This is a genomic window from Mesorhizobium sp. M0923, assembly GCF_040319365.1.
Classification (GTDB): domain Bacteria; phylum Pseudomonadota; class Alphaproteobacteria; order Rhizobiales; family Rhizobiaceae; genus Mesorhizobium.
The window spans coordinates 64717-81547 of the sequence record NZ_JAMYNW010000021.1; the positions used below are offsets into that span (position 1 = coordinate 64717).

Sequence of the window (16831 nt, forward strand, 5' to 3'; positions counted from 1 at the left end):
TCGTCCAAACGGTTCGGATGGGCGGTCGTCCGCCAGCAACTTCTCCTTGCTAAGAATCCGGCATCCTCGAAGGCCTCGCGCCAGTTCGAAGCGCATTCATATCCCCCTCCGCAGCAGCACGCGCAAGCATCGTCACAAGCCCCGAGCCGCTTCGCGTTCGGCGCTGTCCAATTTCCGACAATGTCGGATACGCAACGTAGCAGGGTCAGATCTACCAGACTGCGTATAAATGGTTTTCTCATTTGGCACGGTACATGCATCATCATCCGCAAACACGTGCCCGACCAAAGAAGACGTCGCATGATCACCTCACCAAAACATACCGCCGCCGCGGAACAAATCACTTCGCCCCGAACCTTGCTTATCGTCCGTCCCGTCACCACAACCGGAGCCATCCGCTTCGTCTTCGACGGCGGCACCACGCAGGACTCGGCTGACAAGGAGGGACTGGCCAATTTGATGACCGGCCTGTTCGACGAGGGCGCCGGCGATCTCGACAGCGATGCCTTCCAGGCGACGGTTGACCATGCCGGGGCCGAGATGAGCTTCGACGCGCAGCGCGACGGCATTTATGGCAGATGCGCATGCTGCCCGAACGGAAGGACGCCGCCTTCGATCTGCTCAGGCTCGCGCCTAACAGCCCCCGCTTCGACCAGGAGCCCGTCGACCGCATCCGCGCCAAGCGGCGCAGAATCTACGGCACGCATCCTTATTCGAGGCCGGACGAGGGGCACCAAGGAGAGCCTCGCCGGCATAACGCCGGTCGATCTAGGCGCCCTCCACAAGGCCGCTTTCGTCGGTGACGGGCTGCACGTAGCGGTCGTCGGCGACATTGATGCCAAAGGCCTGAGTGAAAGGCTCCACGACTCGGTCGGCGATTTGCCTCAGAAGCAGGCGATCGCGCCGGTGGCCGATGTCGCCCCGAGCTCGGCCGGCGTAATTGGTCGCCTACGACCCGCCGCAGACTTCGCTGCAGCTTGTTTTTCCCGGCATCGGACGCAGCGACTCGGAATTCTAAGCCGCACAGCTGATAAGCAAAATACTCGGAGGCTCGCCATTTACCTCACGTCTGTTCCAGGAAGTGCGCGAAAAGCGCGGCCTTGCTTACGGTATCCATTCCAGATTGAAAGACTACCAGCATTCCAATGCGCTTGTCGTGACCACGGCGACGCGCGCCGACAGGGCGGCCGAGACGCTCGGCGGATACGCCACGTGATCAGGGGGTTGGCGGAAACAGGGCCGACAGAGGCCGAGCTAAAAGCGAGCAAGAACTATCTGATCGGCACCTATGCTACCAACAATCTGGATTCCTCCAGTTCGATTGCAGCCACGCTTGTCGGGTCTTGGCATCGGCTACACCAGCGCCGCGCCGCCCTCATCGATCGACCAAGTCGAGGCAGCGGCAAAGAAGCTGCTTTCGGCCGAACCCGCCATTATGGTGATCGGCCCGCGCGTGGACGCCAAAGGATGGGCCCGGGCTCCAATTTCGCCATTCTTCTCCCCTTGTGAGGCTTTTACCGGGAGAGATCGAGCCCAAAGGGAGATTCCGATGTCTGAAGCGAGTCAGCAAAAGTTGGACACATTCTTGGAGAAAATGGTCTGCGATCTCGGTGCGATCGCTACGGGCGCGGGAGTCTTGTTGGGAGACAAACTCGGCCTGTTCGAGGCATTGCGCGAAGGCGGCAAGATGACTGCCGCCGAACTTTCGACACGCACCGGCACCCAGGAGCGCCTTGTAACGGAATGGCTTTCCGGGCAGGCGGCTGCGGGGTATGTCGACTACGATGAAGCCAACAACAATTTCTATCTCAACGCCGAGCAGGAACTGGTGTTCGCCGATGAAAATAGCCCGGCCTTCATGGCTGGCGCATTCGAGTTCCTATCCGCGCTGTGGCTCGACGAAGAAAAGGTGAGGCAAGCGTTCCAGTCCGGCAAGGGCGTTGCATGGCACGATCATAGCGCGTGTCTGTTTCGCGGCACGGAGCGGTTCTTCCGTCCAGGCTATAATGCCAATCTGATCGACTCCTGGCTGCCGGCCCTGGAGGGCGTAGTCGAGAAGCTCGAACGCGGCGTGGAGGTCGCGGATGTCGGATGCGGTCATGGCGCATCGACGGTGCTCATGGCACGTGCTTTCCCCAATTCGCGCTTCGTCGGCTTCGATTATCACGCCCCTTCGATCGAGCGCGCCCGCAAGGCCGCCGAGGAAGCCGGCGTCGGCGCCAACACGCGCTTCGAGGTCGCGGCCGCCAAGACCTACCCCGGCACCTATGACCTCGTCGCTTTTTTCGATTGCCTTCACGACATGGGCGACCCGGCGGGCGCCGCCACCCATGTCCACGGGTCGCTCAAGCCGGATGGCACGTGGATGATCGTCGAGCCGTTCGCGCATAATCATCTAGCGGCGAACCTCAATCCCGTCGGACGCGTTTACTATGCCGCTTCCACGTTCGTGTGCACGCCCGCATCCCTGTCGCAGGAAGTCGGGCTCGGGCTTGGCGCCCAGGCCGGCGAGGCGAGGCTACGCAAGGTGGTGACCGGCGGCGGCTTCAAGCGATTCCGTCGCGCCACGGAGACGCCGTTCAACATGGTGCTGGAGGCCCGTCCCTAGCGCGGCCGTCGCTAGAAATTGCAGCTCATCGCTTTATGGTGAAGATCTCGTCAAAATCCGAACTCACAGTTATCGACAAATTTCCAGAGGCGTCACCCCCCTGACATCAGATTGGAGTTGTTAGAAGCCAACAGTAGTTGAAGGCACACGCAGCCAAGCTCGTCGCCTAGACTACTTCGGTGCTCTCAGAGAAGCCAACTCCGAAGACCGTACTCCGCTCAAACGCGCAGTCTCTCCACCTGAACTTGGGCGACTTCGGCGGCGTCGGCGACAAACGCGAAAAGCGCCAGGAGCGGCACTGCGACCAATGGCGCTTTCATAAACCTCGAAGGCGCTTTCAATCCTGGCGATGCGTTCCGTCAGTGTCATCTGAATAGACTCATGCTAATCACAGCTTCACGACGCCTTGCGACGCAACGCCGTTTGGTATCCCAACCATTGGTGAATTTCGGCGGCGATGCGCTCGGCATGTGCGGTGACTTCGGGAATTCCCATCAGTTCGCCGACGCTGCCGCGCGCCAATGGCCCGCTGACGAAAATGCTGTCGGTCGGGCGCCCGGATGTGCCGACCGCACGGCCTTGGCTGTCGGTCTCCAAACCAAGACCAATCGGGTCGAGCCGGACCAATCCCATCCGCTCGAGCGCCGCAATCGCCGTGTTGGTCCGCAAGATATCGGCGTGCGCCGGTCCGGTCGTCACGATCACACTGTCGAAAGCCTCGACAACGAGGCTGCGTTGGCCACGCAGCCGCTGCCTGACGCAAATGCGTCCGTCGACCTGTTCGGCGCCGACAATCGTTGCGGCGCGATAGGCAAGCCTGCCCTCGGCAACGCCGCGATCAAGCACGGCCGCGATCTGTGGAGCGATGCGGAAGCGATGCACATCCCACAGCGCGCGAAGATGGCGCACCACGCGGCGCTGCTCGGCGAGCGGCAAGGCCTGCCAGATGATTTGCCCCTGTCGCCGGACGGCGTCGAGCACCGGGTGCCAGCCTTCGCCCCGACGCTTGGCATCAAGGATCGTGGCCCGGATGCGCCTGAACAGTGCCGTTGCGCTGCGTGAAGGCAGGGTCGTGAAATCGCCGATCGGATCGCCACGCGAGGCTGCATGGCTGCGCGAGCGGTAGCCATGGCGCGAAAGTGCTGTGATGCTGCCGCGATGCCTCCTGCGGTCGAGAGTGGCGATGACGTCCGCCGAGGTCAGCCCGGTGCCGACGACCAGGACATGGTGGTCGCGCTCGATCGCTTCCAGTCGTTCGAGATCATAGGGATTAGCGACCAGACCGGCGGCGCCGGCTATAGCGCGCAAGGCTGGCGGTAAGGCCGGCGGCGGATGAGTCGTTGCGACAACCAATGCATCGGCCGCGAGCGTTCCGTCGGCAAGGATGAGGCGATATGCGTCGCCGTTACGCTCGACCGACGCGACGGCGGATCGGACGTGCCGAATCGTCTTGCTTTGCAAAAATGGCTGAAGGTGGGATTCGACATAACGGCCGAAAACGCGACGCTGTGGATAGGCCGCGCCGTTGGTAGTGATCGCCTCGGCGTCATTCAGAACGGCGCCGGTCTGCTCCAGCCAGTCGGCAAAGTGGCTGTCCTGGCCGGAGATCAGCGTCATCCTCGAGGCCGGCACATTGATGCGGTGTGAAGGATCGGTCGTCGAATAGGCCAGACCATAGCCGAGCCTTTCGCGCGGCTCGACGACCACGATATCGGATGCACTGGCCGGGAGCAGCCGCGCCAGATGAAACGCAGTCGCCGCACCTGAAAAGCCGCCGCCGACAATCGCTATGATCGGTTCGCTGGCGCTCAAGACTGGCTCGCGCGCAGCGACGACGGGCGATGGTCGCCGGCCACCGTTTCGCCGAAGGGGCCCATGTTAACCGCCGTCGGCCGCGTCGAGATTTCGTGATCGAGCGGCAACAGCGGCAGCACCAGTTCGCCGAAGCGATAGGCTTCCTCCAGATGCGGATAGCCGGACAGGATGAAGGTATCGATGCCGATGCGCCGGTATTCGTCGATGCGCTCCGCCACCGTCGCCGCATCGCCGACCAGAGCGGTGCCGGCGCCGCCGCGCACCAGGCCGACACCGGCCCACAGATTCGGACTGATTTCGAGTTTGTCGCGACGGCCGCCATGCAGCCGGCTCATGCGCGACTGGCCGACGGAATCCATGCGCGCGAAAACCTTCTGCGCCTCGGCGATCGTCTTGTCGTCCAGGCGGCTGATCAGGCGGTCGGCATCGGCCCAGGCTTCGTCATTGGTTTCGCGAACGATGACATGCAGCCTGATGCCGAAACTCACCTGGCGTCCGGCCTTCTCGGCAAGGCCGCGCACATGGTCGACCTTGGCGGCGACGTCAGCCGGCGGTTCGCCCCAGGTGAGGTATTTGTCGATCTGCTCGGCGGCGACCGCATTGGCCGCCTCCGACGAGCCACCGAAATACAGCGGCGGATGCGGGGTCTGCACAGGCGGGAACAGCAGCCTTCCGTCCTCGATGCGGAAGTGCTTGCCTTCGAAGGCAATGGTCTCGCCGCTGAGCACGGCCTTGTAGATATCGAGAAACTCCCGCGTCACCTCATAGCGCTCATCATGGCTGAGGAAGATGCCGTCGCCCTTGTTCTCGACCGGGTCACCGCCGGTGACCACGTTGATAAGCAGGCGCCCGCCGGAAATGCGGTCGAGCGTCGAGGTCATCCGCGCGGCAAGCGTCGGCGATTGCAGGCCCGGCCGCACCGCAACGAGGAAGCGGAGCCGCTGCGTCAACGGCGCCAGCGCCGACGCCACGACCCAGCTGTCCTCGCAGCTTCGGCCGGTCGGCAGCAGCGCGCCGTAATAGCCAATGGCGTCGGCGGCCTTGGCGACCTGGGTCAGATAGGGCAGGTCGACCGCCCTGCCCCCCTCGGAGGTGCCGAGATAGCGGCTGTCGCCATGGGTCGGGAGAAACCACAGGACCTTGATCCTGTCGGGGATGGCAGTGCTCATGAACAGTCCTTTGTGACTTTACGGCGTTCTCGCTCAGCTCCAGGCGTGGAGCGGCGGATTGACGTCGTTCAGGTAATAGTTGCCGAGGATCGCGTATTTCCAGCGCACGGGATCGTGCAGCGTGTGGGTGCGGGCGTTGCGCCAATGCCGGTCGAGATTGTGCTCGGCCAATGTCGAGCGCGTGCCCGCGAGTTCGAAAAGTCTGTTGGTGGCGTTGATGGCGATCTCGGTGGTGAGGATCTTGGATTCGGCAACCGCGATCTGCGCTTCCGCGACGGTCTTATCGTTGGCGTCGAGCACAGCGCGATCGACCGCAAGGCCGGCCTTGTCCAGAACCGCCTCGGCCGCATTGGCCCGCAGGCGGAGGTCGCCGACCGCCTGGATCGTGTAGGGATCCTGCCAGGCATGATCGACGCCGCTGTCGATCCACGCGCGCGACTTGGTGCGCACGAAGCTGACGGTTTCGTCGATCGCCGCGTTGGCGATGCCGAGATCGACAGCAGCCTGGATGATCTGGAAGATGGCGCCGTCGGCCGTCGGCCGGTCATAGCCCTTGTAGCCGGGGACGAGATGCGTCTTCGGCACTTTCACATTGTCGAGCAGGACTGTGCCGGACAGCGTCGTCTTCTGGCCGAAGCTCGACCAGTCGTCGATGACCGTCAGTCCGGGCGCGCCGCGATCGGCGATGGCATACCAGGCCCGGCCCTCGTCATCGAGCGCCACGATCGGCACCAGATGGGCGAGCAGCGCGCCGCTGGAATAAAATTTCTGGCCATTGACCACGACGTGGTCGCCAGCGTCGACGAATTTGGTCTCAAAATCGGCCGCCCGCTTGGAGCCGAATTCCGAGAACGCGTTGCCGAACCGCGTGCCGGACAGAACTTCGGCGAAGAGCAACTGCTTCTGGGCCTCGTCAGAGACGGTGCGGATGGCGGCGACGACGCCGAGATGGTTCTGCGGAATCTGGCCGAGCGACGGATCGGCCGCCGAGATGATGGTGATCACCTTCGACAGCGTCACATAGGAGAGTTCCGGTCCGCCATAGGCCTTCGGCACGTTGATCGACCACAGGCCGCTCTGCGAAAACGCATCGAGCTCTTCCTTCGGCCAGATGCGCTCGCGATCCCGCCTGGAGGCGTCCTTGGCGAAGTCTGCGGCCAGTTTTTCCGCCACAGCGATCGCCTCGGCGTCGGTCTTGATGACATGCGCTCTGGCCGACGGACGCTCAACCGGGGGGACGGCGCTGCGGATATCGGACGGCTGCTTCGATTGGATGGTCATGCTGCGGTCTCCTGGGGAAAATGTTGCGATGGAAGCGGCGTGCCGCCGAGATAGTAGGTCTTGATGTCGTCGCGCTGGCGCAGGTCGGCGGCCGACCCTTCCAGCACGCTCTTTCCGTTTTCGAGCACGGTGGCGCGGTCGGCATATTTCAGCGCCACTGCCGAATTCTGCTCGGCGACAAGGATCGAAAGATCTTCGTCCCGATTGAGCCGCTTCAAAGCGCTAAAAATCTCGTCGACGATCAGCGGCGCCAGCCCCATCGAAGGCTCGTCCAGCACGAACAGTTTCGGCCGCGACATCAGACCGCGGCCGATCGCCGTCATCTGCTGCTCGCCGCCGGAGGTGAGGCCGGACCGGGTTCGCCGCTTCCCGGTGAGCCTGGGGAAAAGCGCATAGACGCGGTCGAGGTCGGCCTTGACGCCGGTGCGGGAGGACGAACGCCCGAGCGCGCCGGTCAGAAGGTTCTCCTCGACCGTCAGCGAGCGGAAGCAGTGTCGGCCCTCGAGGACCTGGACCAGACCCTTGCGGACGAGGTGAGAGGGGCTTGCCCTGGAGACATCCTCGCCGTCGAAAGTGATCCGGCCAGCGGTAACGGTGCCGCGCTCGGCCGGGAGGAGATTGGATATGGCGCGTAGCAGCGTCGTCTTGCCGGCGCCGTTGGAGCCGAGCAGTGCGACGATCTCGCCTTTACCGACCGACAGGTCGACACCGTGCAGGGCGGCGATGGCGCCGTTGTAGACGGCCTCCACGCGACTGACCGACAGGATCGGATTTTCCGGGCTGGACATCGATGACTCCGCAATAGGCAGGAAATCGCGGCCGGCCCGGGGGCCGGCCGCGAGTTGTTTGACTTCAGTTGCTGACCACTGCTTCGGCGTCTTCGGCCGTGCGGATCTTGATGCCCTTTTCCTTGGCATAGGCCTCGGACGACTTCTCGATGATCGGACGCAGCAGCTTCCAGTCGGGCGCAATCCAGTCGGAGACGACGTTCCACTTCTTGCCGTCCCACTGCTGGAAGGTCACGTAGCCGTCACCTTCGTGATTGTCCCAGGAGACGTTGATCGAGTGGAACAGGTCCTTGGCGCCCAGCGCCTCGACGCGTGCCGGATCGAGCTTGAGATGCTCGAAGCCCCAGCGGACTTCGTCGCCGGTGAGCGTGCGGTTGCCGAACTTGGCCTGCGCGATGCGGACCGCCTCGACATTGAGGATGCCGTTGACGATGCCGAGATTGTGGTAGACCGAGCCGATACGGCTCTTTTCCTCGAGATTGCCTTTGCCGGCTCCGTAGACCGTTTTGACGATCTCCTGGACCACCGGATACTGCTCGCCTGACGCCTGGGTGGTGATGGCCGTATAGCCCTTGGCGGCATCGCCCGCGGGGATCACATCCTCTTCCGAATTCGACCAGACATTGCCGACGATGTGATCGGCCGGGAAGCCGGTCTTCTGCGCGGTCTTGAGCGCAACCGGGTTCATCACGCCCCAGCCGCGCAGCACCACATAGTCGGGATGCTCGCGACGGATCGTCAGCCACTGCGCCTGCTGCTCGTTGCCTGGATGCGGAACCTCGATCTGCGACAGCTCGAAGCCGTATTTCTGCGACAGCAGCTCATAGATCGGAATCGTCTCCTTGCCATAGGGCGAGCCGTGATAGAGCACGACGATCTTCTTGCCCTTGAGCTTGTCGAGGCCACCTTCCTTGGAGGCGATATAGTTCACGATGCCCGAGGTCTCGCTATACGGATTGAGCAGCAGCGGGAAGACGTAAGGGAACACGCGTCCGTCCGTGGTGTCGGTGCGGCCGTGGTTGATGGTGATCAGCGGCACCTTGTCATCGGTGATGCGGTCGATCATGGCATAGGCGATGCCGACCGAAAGCGGGTTCCAGGCGGCGATGCCGGGATTGCTCTTCAATCGTTCATAGACCTCGACGCCCTTCTCGACCTCATACTGCGTCTCGCCCTCGCTCCAGGTCAGCTTGACGCCGTTGACGCCGCCGTCGCGGATGTTGATCAGGTTGAGATAGTCGATGAAGCCGCCGAAGAAGCCGGTGCCGCCGGCGGCATAAGGGCCGACGCGGTAGCTCTGCAGGGGAAAATACTGCTCGTCGGCGTGGACCGCCGTCGCGCCGAGGACGAAGGCCGTGGCGATCGCCGCTTTCTTGAGGTGACTGAAGAAGGTCATGGATTGCGTCTCCTGAGGTTGTGGTCCGTGAGAGGATGTCGAGCGGCGCTCAGCTGGACCTTGAGCCGATCCGTCGTTTCAGGCGGTCGAAGAGGGCCGACAGCCCGTTCGGTTCCGCGATGAGGAAGATGATGATGAGCGCGCCGAGCACGATGCGCTGGCTCATGTCGAGAACACCCGAATCGAACAGTCCGCCAAACAGGAAGGCGCCAAGCCGCGACAGGATGAGCGGAAAGACGACGATGAACGCCGCTCCCAGAAAGGCGCCGCGTATCGAGGCCAGCCCGCCGATGATGATGATGAACAGGATCTGGAACGAGCGGTCGAGATTGAAGCCGGCCGGCTCGACGGTGCGCAGATAGGTGAAGGCCCACAGCACCCCGGCGACGCCGATGATGAAGGACGAGATGGCGAACGCCAGCAGCTTGGTCTTCAGCACAGGGACGCCGATCACCCGCGCGGCGGTTTCGTTGTCGCGCACGGCGATGAAATTGCGGCCGGTCGCGCTGTTGACCAGGCGCCAGACCAGCGCCGTGAGCACGATGACCGTGGTCACCGAGAGCAGGTAGCGGCCCGTCGCCCTGTCGAGCGAGAAGCCCGCAACGGCAAGGTGCGGCGCCGAGATCACTCCGGATGGGTTGTCGTTGGAGAACCACCCGAACTTGGTCAGCGCCCACTGCACGAAGAACTGGGCGGCGAGCGTCGAGACGGCGAGATAGAAGCCGCGCAGGCGCAGGCTCGGCAATCCGAACACGACGCCGATGCCGGCGGCTGAAATCCCGGCCAGGATCATGGTCGCAGCCAGCGGCAGTCCTTCGACCCGAAGGTTGAAATTGTAGGCGGCGAAAGCGCCGACCGCCATGAAGGCGGAGGAGCCCAGCGAAAGCTGGCCGCAATAGCCGGTCAAAAGGTTGAGGCCGACCGCCGCCAGGCTGAGCGCAAGGAACGGCAGCAGGATCGCCTCGACGAGATAGCTCGACGCATAGGCGGGGATCAGGCCGTAGGCCACGGCAATCAGGGCGACGGGCAGAGCTAACCTCTGCCAGTCGATGGGAAGCCTTGCGGCATCGAGCGCTTGCACGGCCATCGGTCAGACCCTTTCGACAGTCTTCTGGCCAAACAGGCCGGAGGGGCGCACCAGCAGGACGACCAGCGCCAGCGCATAGGCGAACCAGCCTTCGATGCCGCCACCGACAAAGGGTCCGAGGTAGACCTCGGCGAGCTTCTCGCTGGCGCCGATGATGAGGCCGCCGACGATGGCGCCGAGGATAGAATCGAAGCCGCCAAGCACCAGCACCGGCAGCGCCTTCAGCACGATCAGCGACAGCGAGAACTGGACGCCGAGGCGCGCGCCCCACAAAAGTCCCGCGACCAGTGCCACGAACCCCGCGGCCGTCCACACCGTTCCCCAGATCCGGGGCAGCCGCAGCCCGACGGCAAGCGCGGCGAACTGGTCGTCTGCGACGGCGCGAAACGCCAGGCCGATCCGGGTCCAATAGAAGAATGCGCTCAAGCCGGCGACCATCGCCGCGGCAATGCCTGCAGCAAGAAGATCGAACGACGAGATCAGGATGCCGCCGACCTCGAACGGCGTGTCGTCGATGCCGAGATCGAGCCCGTGCACCTGCGTGCCCCACACCAACTGGGCAGCGCCTTCAATGATGTAAGACAGGCCAAGCGTGGCCATGAACAGCGTCATCGGCGAGCGATTGACCAGCGGCCTCAGCACAGTTCGCTCGATGGTGAAGCCCAGCGCAACCATGACCGCGAGGGTAATGAGCAGCGAAAGCGCAAACGGGATGCCGCGTTCGACAAGGCTGACAAAGGTGAGTGCGGCGAACAGCACCATCGACCCTTGCGCGAAGTTCAGCACGCCCGACGTCTTGTAGATCAGCACGAAACCGATGGCGACGAGCGAATACATGACGCCTGAGAGCAAGCCACCGACCAGCACCTCGATGACGAAGAGGAAATCATAGTAGCTCATCGGATGCCCTCGCCATCTTCGCCTTCGGCGGTGCCGATATAGGCCCGGATCACCGCCGGATTGGCCCTGACCTCGGCCGGTGTCCCGTCGGCGATCTTGCGGCCGTAGTCGAGCACGGCGACGCGGTCGGAGAGTCCCATGACCACGCCGATGTCGTGTTCGATGAGGAGGATGGTGACGTCGTGCCGGTCGCGCGCTGCGCGCACGAAACCGGCCATCTCGGCCTTCTCGGTCGCCGTCATGCCGGCCATCGGCTCGTCGAGCAGCAGGATCTTCGGCTCGGCGACGAGGGCGCGCGCCAGTTCGACCCGCTTCTGCAGGCCGTAGGGCAGCGTTGCGACCAGGCGATCGGCGACGGCCTCGAGATGCAGGAAGGCGATTGTCTGGTCGACCTTTTCAGCGATCGCGGCATCTTCGCGCCGGGCGCGCGGTAGACCAGCGATATGTTCGACGAAGCTGGCGCGCCGGGTGTGGACGCGGCCCGACGCGATGTTGTCGCGCACTGAAAGCCCACCGAACAGTGCCAGGTTCTGGAAGGTGCGCGCGACGCCGAGCCGTGCCAGACGGCTTGCCGACACCCGGGAGAAGGACTGGCCATCGATCGCGATCTTGCCCTGATCGGCGTGATAGAGGCCGCTGATGATGTTGATCAGCGAGGATTTGCCGGCGCCATTGGGACCGATCACAGCGCGAATCTCGCGGCTTTTGACCTCGAGGTCGACATCCCGCAGTGCCGTGACGCCACCAAAGGAAATGCTGATCCCGCCCAGCGCCAGGATCGCATCAGCCTTTGGCGACAGGCGCGCCGGGCGCGTGTCCTCGACGGGATCAGCACCAGCAAGAATGCCGGAAATTTCGGGCGAGCGCTCGTATGCGGCGGCTCCCAGCGAAGCACCAATCATGAAACATTCCTAATTTTGAAGGCGTGCGGGCGGCGGCCTGAAGGCCGTGCCTGTCCTATTCCGCGGCGACGAGCTCCCTGTCGCGCGCCGCTTCCAGTTCGCGCACCAGAGGGATGACGCGCTTGCCGAAGAACTCCACCTCTTCCTGGAAATGCAGGAAACCGAGCAGGATCAGATCCGCGCCGGCATCCTTCAGCTTGAGGATGCGTTCGGCAATCTGTTCCGGCGTGCCGATGAGATTGCTGCGGAAGCCGTCATTGTATTGGACAAGATCCTCGAAGGAGGATTTCGCCCAGTTGCCTTCGCCTTCCGGCGAGGCCTTGCCGGCATTCTTGACCTCATCGGCGAAACCCTGCACCGCCTCCGGATTGGCCTTGGCGATGATCTCGTCGAGCACGGTGCGCGCTTCTGCCTCGGTTTCGCGAGCGATGGCAAAGGCGTTTACGCCGATCTTCACCTTGTGGCCATTGGCCTTCGCCTTGGTCTTGATGTCGTCAACCTGCTTCTTGATCTCTTCCGGCGTGTTGCCGTTGGTGAAATACCAGTCGGAAACCCGCGCAGCCATGTCGCGCGCCGCGCGCGATGAGCCGCCCTGGAAGATCTCCGGCTGCGGATCGATCGGCTTCGGCTTCATCGAGTAGTTGGTGAAGCGATAGAAGTCGCCCTTTAGCGTGAAATTATCCTCGGTCCAGATGCCGCGCAGCGCACGGATGAATTCCTCCGAGCGGCGATAGCGCTCGTCATGGTCGAGCCACAGCTCGCCGATGGCGGCGAACTCACCGCGGAACCAGCCGCTCACGACATTGACCGCGACACGGCCATTGGTCAGGTGGTTGATGGTGGCTATCTGCTTGGCCGCCAGCGCTGGATTCCATGGGCCGGGCAGGATCGCCGCGATGACTTTCAGCGTTGTGGTCGCCGCAAGCAAGGCGTGGCTGAACGATACGGATTCGTGCTGGTTGTCGGCGCCATAGCCGGCCGTGAAGCGTATCTGGCTCAGCGCGTAGTCGAAGCCGTTGGCCTCGGCGATCTGAGCAAGCTTTCGGTTATAGTCGATGTCCCAGCCTGTCCGCTGCTCGATGTTGGAGATGACAAGGCCGCCCGAAACGTTCGGGACCCAGTAGGCGAATTTCACGTCGTCGGAATTCGAGGTCATTTCGTTCGTTTCCCCTTTTGATTGGCTTCAACCGACGCGCGTGGCGACGGCAGTGTTTGCATCACTGGAATTAAGCAAGGAGACCGCTTCGGTAGCGGCCCGTGAGATGCGCTCGAAAATCGCTGCGCCGACGATCTTGGCATCGACGAAATCGTCGGGCGCGCCGTAGACGCCGGTCGGGACGGTGACGGCCCCGAAAAACCCGAACAATGGCCGGAGCTGATGTTCGAGAACCAGGCCATGGTATGGACTTCCGCCGGTCGCCGCGAGAAGCACGGTCTTGCCCGTCAGTGCACGATAATCGACGAGGTCGAACAGGTGCTTGAGAGCGCCGGTGTAGGACGCCCGATAGACCGGCGTTCCGACCACGAGCAGGTCGGCCTTCTCGACACGCTGGATGATCGCTTCGCCAGACGCGCCGAGCGCACGACGAGACAGCCCGGCGAAAATCGACGGCGCCGCCTCGGTGATTTCGATCAGGCCGGCGTCCGACGGGACACGCGACGCGACCGCCTTGACCAGCGCGCTCACCACCGCGGTGGTGCGGGATGGCGTACTAACGCCGCCGGATATGCCGAGAACCGAAATTCTTGCCACGTGTCGTCGATCTCCTGTTCCACCAAGGGGATGCCCGGTTGCCAACACGGGATCGTACGATATTACACAAAATCTATAGAGATAAGGAATTATCTTTTGATTTTTCCAAACCATTGAGAAAATCGGAGTGCTGACGCCTCATTAGCATGAGCTCTAACATCCGATTGGCGGCAAACCGCGGGCGCAGACCGGCCAGGCTTGATCGTGGCGATCGGCGCTCCGTTGCCCGGTGCGGCCCGCGCCGCAGATTGTCACCACCGGCACGTCGCGCTTTTGGTCGTCGATCGGCGTCGCCGCCGTGATAGCTGCCGTTGAATCGGACCCCGAACTGCCGCTCGGCGCCGAAACGCCCGCTCACATCGAGATGCCCGCCGCCCTGGGGGCTCGACCGTGTCAGATCGACCTCGGCCCGCGCGCTTGGGATGATATTGGTCGTACCCCCCGAGACTGCTGTTCGGCGCGATGCCATAAAGGAGCGCCACCGGTCCTTTGAGAACCTCGATCGCTCGATATAATCGGTGAACAAGCGATAGGTCGGCGCGACCCCGAACACACCATCGAACGCGACCTCGCCAAAATTTCCTTCATTGATCGGAAAGCCGCGAATGTAGAAGGAATCCAATATCCCGCCGGTTGAATGGGTGCTCCGTACCAAGGATCATTGATCATCACGTCGTCCACCGTGCGTGCGCCCTGATCCTCGATCGTTTGCGCCGTGTAGCTGCCTATGTTGAACGGCGTATCCATGATGTCGCGATTGCCGAGCAGGCCCAGGCGCCCGCCTCGCGCGACTTGTCCGCCCGGATACGCTTCCGGCAGATTGTCGATCGTTGCGGTCAGGGGCAGGCCGCCCAGCCCCACCACCACGATGCGCTCGAGCACCGTGCCATGGAATGTTCGTTTCATTGTTGACAGGTTAGTCATGCAAGACCTCCTGACCATCCGCACCCAGCTCTCGCCAGGCAAGGCAAAACGTTCTTGGTCCTTGGCGTGAGGGGACTTGGATGAGGAAATCTGTTGGGCTGTTCGCTGCGCTGGCCGTGATGGGTCAGGACGCCGCTGCGCAGGAGTCGACGGCTGATCGTCTGATGAAACTAGACCGGGAAGACGGTTATGCCGGACTTTTCTGAAACGCCGGTGGCTGGCGCCCGAGGTCAGAACATATCGGTTTTCGCTCGCCTTCCCTCTCGGCTCACTCACTTGTGCGGCATACAATAGACGCCCTCGGATTCCATGAGTACCGCGCCGCCCTTCAACTCGCTCATTGCGCCGACCCAGGCTTCCGAATAAGTGCGGCTGGCATCCACGGCCGTCAGCCAAAGAACGCGATTGTCAGCCAGTTCGACTTTAACTTCCTGCTGCAAAGGGCTTGCCTGCACGGTCTGTTGATAGTGCCGTTTGATCCTGACATTGCTGGCCGGGAACTCAGCTTCGTTGCTGCCATAGTTCAGCACAAACCTAGTATGGTCCTCGGCCACTGTGCAACTGCCGTCACGCTCACACACGATTTTGGCGGCGGTCTTGCAGTCCCATTTCAGTGAAGCGGGCCACATCGGATTGTCCGCGCTCGATCGCGGCTTCTCGCTCTGGCTAGCCACCGCCAAGCCTGCCCATGGGCCCATTATCGCAGTCGACAGGAGCAGCGCCTTCAACACTTATTACCCTTCCCTGATCCAGTACCGTATTGCTGTCTCGAAGCTATCGCTGGCGTCGGGGTGAATGAACCGGACAGACACGCCTGTGATCCTCATGGCGACTCATCCTGCGTGATCGCCTGGCTTATGGCATGTTGAGATTGAACCAGCTTTTCTGGCGCATGCCGTTCGCGTCGTCATACTCGATGAACCAGGGCTTTCCGCGCACCGGCCGAGAGATGGTGTAGTAGGTGGGGCCATTACCAAGGGAATGCCCTCTATCGTTGCCCGTGATCTGGATTTTTGCCGTCACCAACCTACCGTTGATTTCGATCTGGGCCTGTCGAGATCCGTTGTCATGGTCTTGGCCGAGACGACTATTCGTGAAAGTGGCGGGCAGGGTGAGCCTGTCGGAGCTGATACGGCAGATGTTCCGTTCTTGCCTCATTCCTCGCCGATCGGAGTCGTAGCTGCCAGCTGCTTGCCAGCCAGCTGGACAATCCTCATACTTCTCGAATCTCGCGGCGCTGGAGTTGGCTTGTGGACAGATCGGCCAGTTAAAACCCGGCGCTTTCATCGCCGCCATCAACTTGTAGATTGACGGGTGGCAAGAAGGAGTGGCCTGCCAGTCACCGGACAGGCAGAGGAGGACCTGACAGCCCCATTCCGATGCCTGTGATTGGGATGGAAGAGCCGCGGCGCCCACGACGACGGTGGCACCCACCAAGAGATATTTCAGCATGTTCATAGCCTTTTCCTCGCTGCGGATTCTGATACTTTACTATGGATCATCCGCGCGAAAAAGGACAGATCGAGAAGGCAGGTTGTGCGACTACATCGATTTATGAAACGAGACGACGCGGGCCTGGTCAACAACCCGTTGCGCGCCAACATTGCGAGAACGCTGGAGCGGGAGAGAGCTAGGCGTGGCCTATCCCATATGCACATGGCCGAGCTGTTCCGGACCGTCGAGGGCGAAAGGCTCGCCTACCGGACATACATCCAGACCGTGCGACAGAAAAACAATGTCACCCTGACGACGTTGCAAATCATGGCAAGCGGCTTGCATGTGTCAGTTGCGGACCTGCTCGCGGGCGGAAAAAAACTTCCCGAATGGGCGCATCAGTTGGACGAAAATGCAATCCGCATGCGTCTGGCGCACATCATCGACATTGAGCGAAAACGACGCACTTTGCTCCGCTATAAGATGGCCGAGCTCATCGGCGTGGCGGAGGCGACATTCATGAAATTGGAACGCGCAAGCGGCAATATCAGCGTCGACACAATTGCGGCGATCGCCAAGGCGTTGAAACTTGATCCAGCGACCTTCCTCTTTTCCGATAAGGTCCCGCCATCAACTGATCTACCTGATTCTGACGCACCCGGAGGCGTAGGTTCTCATTTCAGAGTGCCGTGAACTTCCAGCGTCATCATCCGTCTAAGCTGCGCTACACAGAATGCCTGGCAGGTTTTCGCCGTGATAGCGCATACCGGTGCA

At 62.3% G+C, this 16831-nt stretch carries 17 protein-coding genes; 4 read left to right on the top strand and 13 right to left on the bottom strand.

What is annotated here, in order from left to right; genetic code table 11:
• Nucleotides 1-300: 300 nt before the first annotated feature.
• Together NKH89_RS35880 and NKH89_RS28040 are read left to right on the top strand one after the other, a co-directional pair.
• Nucleotides 301-1509, top strand: coding sequence for a peptidase M16 family protein (locus NKH89_RS35880; RefSeq protein ID WP_502896266.1), 1209 nt, complete (start codon nucleotides 301-303; stop codon nucleotides 1507-1509).
• Nucleotides 1510-1549: 40 nt separating this feature from the next.
• Entirely contained in the window at nucleotides 1550-2608 is a 1059-nt protein-coding gene (locus NKH89_RS28040; protein WP_031195349.1) for a class I SAM-dependent methyltransferase, read from the top strand.
• Nucleotides 2609-3004: 396 nt separating this feature from the next.
• On the opposite strand, the gene NKH89_RS28045 is transcribed toward NKH89_RS28040, so the two are convergent.
• From NKH89_RS28045 to NKH89_RS35885, 11 genes are all read right to left on the bottom strand, one after another.
• Complete coding sequence (locus NKH89_RS28045) at nucleotides 3005-4420, bottom strand: FAD/NAD(P)-binding protein (protein ID WP_352910726.1); 1416 nt, start codon at nucleotides 4418-4420, stop codon at nucleotides 3005-3007.
• Nucleotides 4417-5592 (bottom strand): FMNH2-dependent alkanesulfonate monooxygenase, encoded by a 1176-nt coding sequence (gene ssuD / locus NKH89_RS28050; RefSeq protein WP_023722900.1) that lies wholly within the window; start codon nucleotides 5590-5592, stop codon nucleotides 4417-4419. The genes NKH89_RS28045 and ssuD overlap by 4 nt, the downstream gene beginning before the upstream one ends.
• Before the next feature lie 33 nt (nucleotides 5593-5625).
• Entirely contained in the window at nucleotides 5626-6873 is a 1248-nt protein-coding gene (locus NKH89_RS28055; protein ID WP_352466344.1) for an SfnB family sulfur acquisition oxidoreductase, read from the bottom strand.
• Nucleotides 6870-7661: an ABC transporter ATP-binding protein gene (locus tag NKH89_RS28060; RefSeq protein WP_023722898.1), complete on the bottom strand. Its 792-nt coding sequence runs from the start codon at nucleotides 7659-7661 to the stop codon at nucleotides 6870-6872. Before NKH89_RS28060 ends, NKH89_RS28055 begins: the two co-directional genes overlap by 4 nt.
• A gap of 64 nt (nucleotides 7662-7725) precedes the next feature.
• A complete protein-coding gene (locus NKH89_RS28065) occupies nucleotides 7726-9057 on the bottom strand; it encodes an ABC transporter substrate-binding protein (protein ID WP_352516270.1) in 1332 nt (443 codons plus the stop codon).
• 49 nt (nucleotides 9058-9106) lie between these two features.
• Entirely contained in the window at nucleotides 9107-10144 is a 1038-nt protein-coding gene (locus tag NKH89_RS28070) for a branched-chain amino acid ABC transporter permease (RefSeq protein ID WP_352496334.1), read from the bottom strand.
• A 3-nt stretch (nucleotides 10145-10147) separates the two neighbouring features.
• A complete protein-coding gene (locus tag NKH89_RS28075) occupies nucleotides 10148-11044 on the bottom strand; it encodes a branched-chain amino acid ABC transporter permease (protein WP_023722895.1) in 897 nt (298 codons plus the stop codon).
• The gene (locus NKH89_RS28080; RefSeq protein ID WP_352910729.1) at nucleotides 11041-11946 is read right to left on the bottom strand and encodes an ABC transporter ATP-binding protein; all 906 of its coding nucleotides are present in this window, start codon (nucleotides 11944-11946) and stop codon (nucleotides 11041-11043) included. Before NKH89_RS28080 ends, NKH89_RS28075 begins: the two co-directional genes overlap by 4 nt.
• A gap of 55 nt (nucleotides 11947-12001) precedes the next feature.
• Entirely contained in the window at nucleotides 12002-13102 is a 1101-nt protein-coding gene (gene sfnG, locus NKH89_RS28085; protein WP_352516268.1) for a dimethylsulfone monooxygenase SfnG, read from the bottom strand.
• 27 nt (nucleotides 13103-13129) lie between these two features.
• A complete protein-coding gene (gene msuE / locus NKH89_RS28090) occupies nucleotides 13130-13699 on the bottom strand; it encodes an FMN reductase (protein ID WP_352516267.1) in 570 nt (189 codons plus the stop codon).
• Between the two features lie 73 nt (nucleotides 13700-13772).
• Nucleotides 13773-14321, bottom strand: a complete 549-nt coding sequence (locus tag NKH89_RS35885) for a hypothetical protein (protein WP_023722891.1) — start codon at nucleotides 14319-14321, stop codon at nucleotides 13773-13775.
• Between the two features lie 382 nt (nucleotides 14322-14703).
• Between NKH89_RS35885 and NKH89_RS28100 the strand changes: the two genes are divergently transcribed.
• Complete coding sequence (locus NKH89_RS28100) at nucleotides 14704-14829, top strand: hypothetical protein (RefSeq protein WP_023722890.1); 126 nt, start codon at nucleotides 14704-14706, stop codon at nucleotides 14827-14829.
• Nucleotides 14830-14895: 66 nt separating this feature from the next.
• Here NKH89_RS28100 and NKH89_RS28105 read toward each other — a convergent pair whose 3' ends face one another.
• Together NKH89_RS28105 and NKH89_RS28110 are read right to left on the bottom strand one after the other, a co-directional pair.
• Nucleotides 14896-15354, bottom strand: a complete 459-nt coding sequence (locus NKH89_RS28105; RefSeq protein ID WP_031195338.1) for a hypothetical protein — start codon at nucleotides 15352-15354, stop codon at nucleotides 14896-14898.
• A 124-nt stretch (nucleotides 15355-15478) separates the two neighbouring features.
• On the bottom strand, nucleotides 15479-16081 hold the full coding sequence (locus NKH89_RS28110) for a hypothetical protein (RefSeq protein WP_023722887.1): 603 nt from the start codon (nucleotides 16079-16081) through the stop codon (nucleotides 15479-15481).
• A 198-nt stretch (nucleotides 16082-16279) separates the two neighbouring features.
• Between NKH89_RS28110 and NKH89_RS28115 the strand changes: the two genes are divergently transcribed.
• Nucleotides 16280-16750: a helix-turn-helix domain-containing protein gene (locus tag NKH89_RS28115; protein WP_245278784.1), complete on the top strand. Its 471-nt coding sequence runs from the start codon at nucleotides 16280-16282 to the stop codon at nucleotides 16748-16750.
• Nucleotides 16751-16831 lie beyond the last annotated feature (81 nt).

What these genes read in the sequence shown, in the direction of transcription:
- NKH89_RS28060 (WP_023722898.1), bottom strand. Translation starts at nt 7,661, where the DNA reads ATGTCCAGCCCGGAAAATCCGATCCTGTCGGTCAGTCGCGTGGAGGCC.
- NKH89_RS28115 (WP_245278784.1), top strand. Translation starts at nt 16,280, where the DNA reads ATGGCCGAGCTGTTCCGGACCGTCGAGGGCGAAAGGCTCGCCTACCGG.
- NKH89_RS28070 (WP_352496334.1), bottom strand. Translation starts at nt 10,144, where the DNA reads ATGGCCGTGCAAGCGCTCGATGCCGCAAGGCTTCCCATCGACTGGCAG.
- NKH89_RS28080 (WP_352910729.1), bottom strand. Translation starts at nt 11,946, where the DNA reads ATGATTGGTGCTTCGCTGGGAGCCGCCGCATACGAGCGCTCGCCCGAA.
- NKH89_RS35880 (WP_502896266.1), top strand. Translation starts at nt 301, where the DNA reads ATGATCACCTCACCAAAACATACCGCCGCCGCGGAACAAATCACTTCG.
- sfnG (WP_352516268.1), bottom strand. Translation starts at nt 13,102, where the DNA reads ATGACCTCGAATTCCGACGACGTGAAATTCGCCTACTGGGTCCCGAAC.
- NKH89_RS28075 (WP_023722895.1), bottom strand. Translation starts at nt 11,044, where the DNA reads ATGAGCTACTATGATTTCCTCTTCGTCATCGAGGTGCTGGTCGGTGGC.
- NKH89_RS28040 (WP_031195349.1), top strand. Translation starts at nt 1,550, where the DNA reads ATGTCTGAAGCGAGTCAGCAAAAGTTGGACACATTCTTGGAGAAAATG.
- NKH89_RS28065 (WP_352516270.1), bottom strand. Translation starts at nt 9,057, where the DNA reads ATGACCTTCTTCAGTCACCTCAAGAAAGCGGCGATCGCCACGGCCTTC.
- NKH89_RS28100 (WP_023722890.1), top strand. Translation starts at nt 14,704, where the DNA reads ATGAGGAAATCTGTTGGGCTGTTCGCTGCGCTGGCCGTGATGGGTCAG.
- NKH89_RS28055 (WP_352466344.1), bottom strand. Translation starts at nt 6,873, where the DNA reads ATGACCATCCAATCGAAGCAGCCGTCCGATATCCGCAGCGCCGTCCCC.
- ssuD (WP_023722900.1), bottom strand. Translation starts at nt 5,592, where the DNA reads ATGAGCACTGCCATCCCCGACAGGATCAAGGTCCTGTGGTTTCTCCCG.
- NKH89_RS28110 (WP_023722887.1), bottom strand. Translation starts at nt 16,081, where the DNA reads ATGAACATGCTGAAATATCTCTTGGTGGGTGCCACCGTCGTCGTGGGC.